At 55.8% G+C, this 9,450-nt stretch carries 7 protein-coding genes; 6 read left to right on the forward strand and 1 reads right to left on the reverse strand.

Features of this window, described 5'->3' with window-relative positions:
• On the reverse strand, positions 1–364 hold a 364-nt coding region (locus NKH67_RS33410), incomplete at its 3' end, for a LysR family transcriptional regulator (RefSeq protein ID WP_353032976.1).
• 192 nt (positions 365–556) lie between these two features.
• Here NKH67_RS33410 and NKH67_RS33415 point away from each other — a divergent pair.
• From NKH67_RS33415 to NKH67_RS33440, 6 genes are all read left to right on the forward strand, one after another.
• A complete protein-coding gene (locus NKH67_RS33415) occupies positions 557–1,594 on the forward strand; it encodes an ABC transporter permease (protein WP_353032978.1) in 1,038 nt (345 codons plus the stop codon).
• Positions 1,595–1,603: 9 nt separating this feature from the next.
• Positions 1,604–2,803, forward strand: coding sequence for an ABC transporter permease (locus NKH67_RS33420; protein ID WP_353032980.1), 1,200 nt, complete (start codon positions 1,604–1,606; stop codon positions 2,801–2,803).
• Positions 2,804–2,813: 10 nt separating this feature from the next.
• On the forward strand, positions 2,814–4,958 hold the full coding sequence (locus tag NKH67_RS33425; RefSeq protein ID WP_353032982.1) for a dipeptide ABC transporter ATP-binding protein: 2,145 nt from the start codon (positions 2,814–2,816) through the stop codon (positions 4,956–4,958).
• A 509-nt stretch (positions 4,959–5,467) separates the two neighbouring features.
• Complete coding sequence (locus NKH67_RS33430) at positions 5,468–7,090, forward strand: ABC transporter substrate-binding protein (RefSeq protein WP_353032984.1); 1,623 nt, start codon at positions 5,468–5,470, stop codon at positions 7,088–7,090.
• Between the two features lie 876 nt (positions 7,091–7,966).
• Positions 7,967–8,845, forward strand: coding sequence for a LysR substrate-binding domain-containing protein (locus NKH67_RS33435; protein ID WP_353032986.1), 879 nt, complete (start codon positions 7,967–7,969; stop codon positions 8,843–8,845).
• A gap of 447 nt (positions 8,846–9,292) precedes the next feature.
• On the forward strand, positions 9,293–9,450 hold a 158-nt coding region (locus NKH67_RS33440; protein ID WP_352700705.1), incomplete at its 3' end, for a transposase.

Raw genomic sequence — 9,450 nt, forward strand, 5'->3', positions numbered from 1 at the left:
GTTCTTCCTGGAAGTCATAGAGCTGAGGCGCCAGCCAATGTGCCGCCAGAGATGTTGAAGCGGCAAAGGTGATGTACTGCGTTCCTCGCCCGGAGATGGCCTCAAGCCTTTGCTCCAGCCGGCGAAAACTGACGCGCACCTCGTCGTAAAGCTGTCTTCCTGGTTCCGTCAGCTGCACTCCGCGGTTGTCCCGCACGAAGAGCGGGGTACCGCAATGCTTCTCAAACATCTTGATCGAATGCGAGACACTCGGCTGCGTGACATTGAGCTCGCTCGCCGCCCTCTTGAAACTCAAGGTACGAGCAGCTGCTTCGAAAACAAACAGCGAATGGGTGGAGGGCACGAGACCGCGAAGCGTGGACATGAAGCAGGTCTATATCAAATGCGATCTTTTCCGTCTACGGTCGCGCTGCTCGATCCCTTATTGAAAGCTTAGGCTGGTGTGTCGTCGCGCACAAATGGATGGAAACCGAGTTAGGCCTGCCGTTACAATCAGCTCGAGGTGGCGGTTGAGGTCAAACCGAGCCGGGTCCGCACATCAGATGATGAGGACAGAATGCATAGTTTCATCTTTCGGCGGCTGGGCGTGATGGCGCTGACCATGTTCAGTTTGACGCTGATAGTCTTTTACATGGTCAACCTGGAACCGAACCTTAAGAAGCTTGCGTTGAATCAGACCAATAATCGCGCCAGCGCCGTGGACATAGAAAACTGGCTTAAGGCGAATGGTTATCGCGAGCCATTCTTCAAGCGCTACGCCGAATGGGTTGGTGTCTGGCCTAAAGATCCTAGCCTTGATTCAAACACGGGCAAGCCGATGCTCAAATTTGGCTTTTGCAGCGGACCCGAGACGCGCCAGTTTTCGGGGGTGCTACAAGGCGACTTCGGCTGTTCGACCGAATTCAGGACCGCGGTTTCCGCGAAAATTGTGCCGGCGCTAGCGGCGACAAGTAAGCTGATGTTTTGGGCACTGGCGACGATCGTGCCAGTTTCATTACTGATGGGCATACTTGCCGGCATGCGCGAGGGAACTCCGACGGATCGGACTCTTTCAGTCCTCTCGATTGTGACGACAGCGACTCCTGAATACGTTTCGGGCGTCATTTTCACAGTCATCTTTGCTTCCTGGCTGGGATTGTTGAACGGCTCGGCCGCTTCGGCGACCGGACAAGGCCTCACTTTCTACAATTTCGCATTGCCGGTGATGACGATGGCCATCGCCGACATAGGCTATATAGCCCGCATGACGCGAGCCTCGATGGTCGAAGTGATGACGCAGCAGTACATCCGCACCGCACGATTAAAGGGCCTCTCTTTTCCCAGAGTGGTGATTAAACACGCACTGCGCAATGCACTGATCACTCCTTTTACGATAATTATGCTTCAGTTCCCATGGCTGCTCACCGGCGTTGTAGTGGTGGAGACGATGTTTCGCTACCAAGGCTTTGGCTTCATATTGAACGACGCGGCGGCCAACAATGACATCGATCTCCTTTTAGGCTGCTCGCTGGTTTCGGTGGTAGTCGTGCTGCTGACTCAGCTGATTTCCGATATCGGCTACGTTTATCTCAACCCGCGCATTCGAGTGCAGTAGGAGGAGTCTGTGCAGTTTGAGATCATGGGATGGTTCAATATAGTCCTTGCCGTGATGGGGCGGTTCTGGCCGGTCTTGATCGCCATAGCCGTCTGCCTTGCCTTCAGCATCGGCTTTCGTAAACAGCTTGGGCTCTACGGCGGCCTTTTCAAAACGGGCGTCGGCTTCTCTGGCGTCGTTATCTGTCTCTTCTGGCTATTTACAGCCATGTTCGCTCCTATGATCGCGCCTTTCGACCCCATTAGCCAGGTCGCTGTCATGAAAGGGGCTCTGCCGGGAACAATCGTCCCTGGGGGCGGCGGAGTTTACTATTTTGGAGCTGACTCGCTTGCGCGGGATGTATTCAGCCGCACGGTCTTTGGTAGCCGAACTGTGATGTCGATCGCACCCGGAGCCACAGCGTTTGCACTGATTGCTGGCATCGGTCTGGGCTTGCCCGCGGGATACTACGGCGGCCGCGTCGATTCAGTTTTATCCTTCTTCGTCAATCTTCTGCTGGCGTTCCCAGTGATATTACTCTTTTACCTGCTGGTCACGCCGGATGTTCGTGAGTTGTCTTTCGACAACTGGTTCAGCGAGGCGACAGGTATTGGAGTATCGATCGCGAGATCCTTTGCGGCAGTGATCTTTTTGATCCCGATCGTATTCTTTTTAACGCTGTTCCATACTCGGTTCAAAGGCCGCCCCGATCGGTATTACCTGTCTATCGGTCTGACCATGGTGGTCGGCGCCTGGATTTACGGGGGCGTGATATTTGACGCCGATCCTCTAGGAACCCTGCATGTCAGGGCGGACTACCTCAACATTTTTGTAGGGGTGGTGCTCGGGTCTTCGCCCAGCGTGTTTCGTATCGTGCGCGGCTTGGTCATGGACATCAAAACGCGCGATTACATCGCAGCCGCCCAGACGCGGGGCGAGAGCGCCTGGTACATCATGATTTGGGAAATCCTGCCAAATGCTCGAGGCCCGTTGATCGTCGATGCCTGCTTGCGCGTCGGCTACACCACGATCCTGCTCGGAACGCTGGGCTATTTCGGGCTAGGCGTCCCGCCCGATAGCCCTGATTGGGGAACCGCCATCAAGGATGCGAGCCGGCTCCTGCGCGCCTATATCCATCCGGCACTGCCTCCGGCGATCGCGCTCATGTCCTTTGTGCTCGGGCTGAACCTTCTAGCTGACGCACTTCGCGAAGAATCGCTCAAAGATTGAGAGGCCGCCCATGAACGAAGCTGTCAAACTGACGACGGTCGCAAGCGCCCAGCCCATCATCGAGATCGAAAAGCTGTCGATCTCTTTCTTTACCAAGAGCGGCGAGATTCCGGCCGTGATGGACTTTTCCTGCACCGTAATGCCCGGCGAGTCCATGGGGATCGTCGGCGAATCGGGCTGCGGCAAGTCTACTGTTTCGCTCGGTGTCATGCGCGACCTTCCCGGCCTCGGGAAGATTGTCGGTGGCCGCATCAAATTCCAAGGCAGGGACATGGACGAGATGTCTGATGTCGAGCTCCGTGCGATCCGCGGCCACAAGGTAGCCATGGTCTATCAGGAGCCCATGGCGAGCCTGAACCCCGCCATGAAAGTCGGGGAGCAACTGATGGAAGTGCCTGTCCTTCACGAGAAAGTGTCGAAGCAGGAGGCGTATCGCCGCTCGCTCGAAATGCTGAAGGCGGTCCGCCTGCCCGATCCGGAACGCATAATGCGCTCCTACCCTCACCAGCTTTCCGGCGGTCAGCAGCAGCGCATAGTCATAGCGATGGCGTTGCTCTCGAAACCGGCCCTCCTCCTCCTGGACGAGCCCACAACGGCCCTCGACGTGACAGTCGAGGCGGGCATCATTGAACTGGTAAGGGATCTCGGCAAGCGCTTTGGCACCTCGATGATCTTCGTGTCACACAATCTCGGCCTGATCCTGGAGACCTGCGACCGCATCACGGTGATGTATTCCGGCGAGGCGGTGGAGACGGGCACGGTCGCCGATGTGTTCGATCGGATGCGCCACCCTTATACACAAGGCCTTTTTCGATCGATACCTCTGCCCGGGGCAGACAAAAATTCCCGGCCGATAGTGGCCATTCCAGGCCAGCTTCCTCTGCCGCATGAGCGGCCGCGGGGCTGCAATTTCGGCCCGCGCTGCCACCATTTCGTCGAAGGCGTCTGCAACGCCGCCGAGATCCCGATGATCGCGGTCGAAGGCCATGAAGGCCATTTCACACGCTGTGTGCGCTTCAATGAGATCGACTGGGAGGCGCTGCCGCCCGGCGCCAAGAAGGTCAACGAGCGCATCGTGCCCGGCGCGTCGGTGCTCAATGTTAGTAGCTTGAAAAAATACTACCACGTCGCGGCGCGCGCGATCTTCCGCGGCGGGCAAACGCGCACCGTGAAGGCTATCGAGGACATCACTTTCCAGGCGAGGCAATCTGAGACTGTGGCTATCGTCGGAGAGTCAGGCTGCGGCAAGTCCACGCTGGCGAAGGTGCTACTAGGGCTGGAAACCGCAAGCGCCGGCGCCGTCAAGTTTTGCAAGAAGGAAATCCAGTCGACAAGCGTTGAGGCGCGCGATGTGCAAACGGTTTCCTCCATCCAGATGGTGTTTCAGAACCCATTTGATACGCTGAACCCAAGCCACACAGTTGGCTCACAGATCATCCGCACGCTGGAGAAGTTCAACGTTGGGAACACCCGGGCCGAGCGGCGGCAGAAAATGCTAGAGTTGCTAGATCTGGTCAAGCTTCCGCGAGCTTTCGAGAACCGCAAGCCGCGCCAGCTCTCCGGCGGACAGAAACAGCGGATCGGCATAGCCCGGGCCTTTGCTGGCGGCGCTAAATTGGTCGTGGCCGATGAGCCGGCCTCGGCCCTCGACGTCTCGGTGCAGGCGGCGGTGATTGAACTGTTGATGGACATCCAGCGCAAGAACGAGACCACGATGCTGTTCATCAGCCACGACCTGTCCGTGGTGCGCTACATAGCTGACCGGGTGGTGGTCATGTATCTTGGTCATATCGTCGAACAGGGCACGACGGACCAGATCTTTTCGCCGCCTTACCACCCCTATACAGAAGCGCTCTTGTCCGCGATCCCGGTCGCCGACACCAGGGCGGTCAAAAAGCGCATCGTGCTCGAGGGCGACATCCCTTCAGCTATGAGTCCGCCGGCCGGGTGTCCGTTCCAGACGCGCTGTCGATGGAAGAAGTTCGTTCCCGAGAACCGCTGCGAAAGAGAGTTGCCGCCCCTAAGGGATCTCGGAGATAACCACCACAGCCTTTGCTGGCTCAGCGACGATCAACTCGCTGGACAGGAGCCAGTGGTCAGCTTCACTACGGACGGGGTGGATACAGAGAAGCCTGGTCAATCGATACCAAGATGAGGCCAGGCAGTACGCCGCGGCAGCCTACAATGGCAATGCAGCGTCTCCGGTGCCGACAGAAAGGGTCCGGCCGACGTTCAAGGCTCGATTGCAAAGGTGACCGAGTGGTAGGGTACTCTGCCGCCGAGGCGAAAGTGTATGATGGCCTCTCCTACACCATTGGCTGTCCTGGCTGCGGGCGACGAGTTGCAACTGTCGTCCTCGAGCGGAATATTGCCTCTGGCTCCGCCGGGAAGAAACTCACCACTGGACAGTTTTCCGGGAACCGCGTGGTGTAAACCCAGACGCTTTAAAGATGAAAAGCGTTTATATCAAGCGTCGTCTTTTTCATCTACGAGCTCCCCCGCACATGGTTTATTCAAGAGAAATGAGGGACGTGCCTGGCCGGACCGATGCCTCCCAGCAACTCTGCTGAGCAGAACATTCGGTTTGCATTGGGTAGAGCACTTTCTTCGTAGATCGAAAAATGGGAGGTTAAAATGGAGTGTCCAACTAAGCATTGCGGCCCGATGCCAAAGGTCCTCGACAGTCTCGCCGAGGAGGCCAAGAAAGGCGGGATGGACAGGCGCGAATTTCTGGCGCTTGCGTCCATATTCGGTGCTTCGACAGCTATGGCGTACTCAATGCTCGGCGCGACGCTACCCGCGTATGCTGATGAAACGCCTAAGAAAGGCGGAATCCTCCGAATTGCAATGCCGATTTATGGCCCCAAAGATCCGCGGGTAAGTGACTATTCGGAAATCTCCAACATATGCCGGCAGTTCCTCGAAGGGCTAGTCAAGTACACTAGCGAATACACTTTTGAACCGCGACTTCTCGAGAGCTGGGAGGTCAATGAAGATGCCAGCGAATACATACTACACGTTCGCAAAGGCGTAAAATGGAACAACGGTAACGATTTCAACGCCGATGACGTGATGTTTAATCTTTTGCGTTGGTGCGAAAAGGAAGTACCTGGAAATTCGATGTCCGCGCGCATGGCCGCACTCATTGATGACAAAACAGGAAAAGTCATCGAAGGCGCCATTACGAAAATAGATGATCATACGGTTAAACTCAAGCTATCACGGTCGGACATCACTCTCATTCCAGGGTTTGCTGACTATCCTGCATTGATTGTACATCGTGACTTCGAAAAGTACGGATCTGACATTATTAAACACCCCGTTGGAACGGGGCCGTTTGAACTGGTGTCATGGGACGTCGGACAAAAGGCGGTCGTAAAGCGTAGAACAAAAGGAGGCTGGTGGGCCGGCGAAGCGCATCTCGACGAAGTGCAATTCATTGATTATGGCAGCGACCCTTCCACCCTTCAGAGTGCTTTCGAATCGGGCGAAATCGATGCCAACGAGCAGACGTTCGCAAATTACGTCGCCATCTTTGATAAAATCGGCTTGGTCAGATGTGAGGCCAAAACAACGGAAACGATCATATGCCGCACGCAGATAACGAATAGGCCATATGATGACCAGCGGGTACGAAAGGCATTGCAGTTGGCCATCGACAACAACACCGTTCTACAAACCGCTCAGAATGGTTACGGCACTGTCGCGGTGGACTGCCACGTCGGACCGTTACACCCTGAATACTATCCACTACCGGAAAAGAAGCGAGACATTGAAACTGCCCAACGCCTGATGGCGGAAGCCGGTCAGATGGACTTTGAACACGAGCTATTCAGTAGCGACGCAGATTGGCTCAAGGCCAGCGCGGACGCGATGGCGGCGCAGCTGCACGAAGCCGGATTCAAGGTCAAACGCACGATCGTTCCCGATAGCACATTTTGGGAGAACTGGATGAAATATCCACTTTCGGCAACGGACTGGAACGCGCGGCCGCTCGGGGTGCAGGTGCTGGCACTTGCCTACCGCAGTGGAGCAGTTTGGAATGAGACTGGGTGGTCGAATCCGGAATTCGATAAGAAACTGGACAAAGCGTTGACAGTGCCGGATCCACAGAAGCGGAAGGACCTGATGCATGATCTTGAATCCCTCCTACAGGATTCAGGCATCATTACACAGCCTTATTGGCTAACTTTGTTTAATCACTCGACGAAACAAGTGAAAGGCTATGCGATGCACCCGATGTTCGAGATCGACCTGGGCAAGGTTTGGCTTGACCAAGCAGCCTAAGCAAAAGAGGCAATAACCGCTTTGTAGTAGGTTTTTGACAGTGCTAGCTTCGGCTCATTGAGATATGCTTTGGCCGAAGGCGGAAGTGGGGGCATGGGAGGGCCATGCCGTCCGCTTTCCAAGCGATACCAGAATCGTCCAGGTGATGGCTTCTCGAGTTGCCGAGTCATCTGCCGCGAGTGGCTGTCGGGTTAAACAGGGTCGCTTCAGGGACTCGGTCGCCCATAATTCGCTTGGCCATGATGGCGGCGTAGCCCCCCTGCGGAACCCGCAACTCGAGCTTGCCGACCCGGTTACGAGCGTCGGTTAGAATAACCCTAGCAACGACTACATTGCATGAAATGCAGGTTGGCATGCTGTGGGCGATAAGGTGAAAGACGCCGGGCGCGGTGGCGCTAGATTTTGAAAGCGAGCGGAGGGGAGAGCTGCGTGGGTATCCGCAGGTCGCACCGTATCATCACATGAAGTTCCGTCGCGAAATCCGACATGGCCAGGAGATCGTGCGGCCCTCTGGTCGCGCATGCCGCTGGAACTGCAACTGCTGATTATCTTTCGAGCCGCCACTGCACGCAAAATGCGCCGACGGCGGAATGGCAATTGAAATGATCAGTAGGTGCCTTTGGTTGATAAAGGCCGCGTATGATTTGACTCTTGTTCTGATCCCCGCCAGGTAAAGGAGCTTTCTCACGCCCCTGAGATTGGGCCGCACCTTTGCGTTTCCCTTGCAATCGAACTTGTTGCGAATTATTGTGAGCGGGTCAAGATCAACAGCGTAGGCCGTTCTCTTATGACGTATGTGTTGAACTCATGTTGCTCGAGCTTCACGTAATTTAGAGGAGAAGAGAGATCGTCCGTAAGTACTATGACCTGCCGCCATTGACGACTTTGGCCGTTTTTGAGGCGACGGCTCGGCATGCGAACTTTAAAAGCGCTGCAGATGAAATGAACGTAACTGCCGGTGCCGTCAGTCGGCAGATAAAGGCGCTAGAGGTTGAACTCGGACTCAAACTTTTCATCCGGCATAAAAATGGAGTGCAGCTGACCGCGGCTGCGCAGGATTTGTTCTCTGAGGTAGCTGCTAGTCTCTCGCGTTGCTCTGAAGCGGTTCAAGCCTTAAAGATTGAAAAGGATGAGGAAATTGTCACTTTCGGGTGTACAGATGCTTTCGCAACGCACTGGCTTATGCCAAGAATGGAAGATTTCTGGAGCAGATTTCCACATATTACGGTCAACCATTTTATCTCGGATCACGTTCTCGACTTTCGTAGTGCCGAAGTAGACCTCTTTGTAAGACCTGCAGCAGGAATATGGCCGAACGAAAGCATCGATCCGCTATCCAAAGACCTCATTTATCCTGTTTGTGGTGTTGCTTTCGCTGACGAACACCGCTTTACTAAGCCCGCAGACTTGGCTATCCTTCCTCTACTTCATGTGGATTGGAATAATCCGCATTGGCCTCGATGGCATGATTTTCTTCAAAACGCGTCTGTTCCCTACCAAGGATTGCGCGGGAGCAGATTTAACAAATATTCGGCTCTCCTTACGGCGGCTGAAGCAAATCAAGGCCTGGCGTTAGGATGGGATTCGTTGGTCAGACCGCTGGTGCGTCAAGGAAGACTCGTCCGGTTTTCTGACGTCTCAATGCGTGATCCTGTCGGCTTTTGTTTAGCTTGGAACAATAGGAAACCACTCTCAAAGCCCGCGTCAACAATGCGCGCTTGGCTATCGGATCAGGCGTACGCCGCAGCCTTTTAGCGCCCTAGCGACCGGGGATTACATGGGTGGTTAGGAGCGTATTGGTGGACGTGGTGTAGCTGGCGGCTAATGAAGGCGTACCTTCCGGCGTGGGCCAGGGGGGACTTTGCTGGCCTTCAAAATCCCGAACAGGGCAGCTTTCAGGGGACGCTTGAGCCGCTCCGGCAGTTCGGGATGGTGCTTGTGGCGCGGCGTGCGGTGCGAACCTTCTTGCCCTCGGCCCAAAGCCAGGCACGGCGAGTATGGGTGTCATAGGCGGCATCCGCCCAGGCGCCCGGCGGCGGTTGAGACCACCTTCGCCACGCTCAAGAACCGCACGAAGCCGTCCATGATCCGCTATGTCGGACAGGAAGATACCCTCCGGCGAAGGCCGCCTTGCGAGAGGACGGAACGGTAGCGAGGCTGCGCTCTTAAGGTCGCCCTTACGAGCGAAGTTAGCAGCACAGCATGAGCCATGTGACGTTATTGACCGGGCCTGAGCGTCGTCGTCGTTGGCGTGAAGAGGATCAGTGCCGGATACTGGCCGCGGCATTCGCGCCCGGGGCCACAGTGGCGGCGGTAGCGCGTCAGTACGATGTCGCGACCAGCCTGATCTATAAGTGGCG

The organism is Mesorhizobium sp. M0968 (genome assembly GCF_040319065.1).
Classification (GTDB): Bacteria; Pseudomonadota; Alphaproteobacteria; order Rhizobiales; family Rhizobiaceae; genus Mesorhizobium.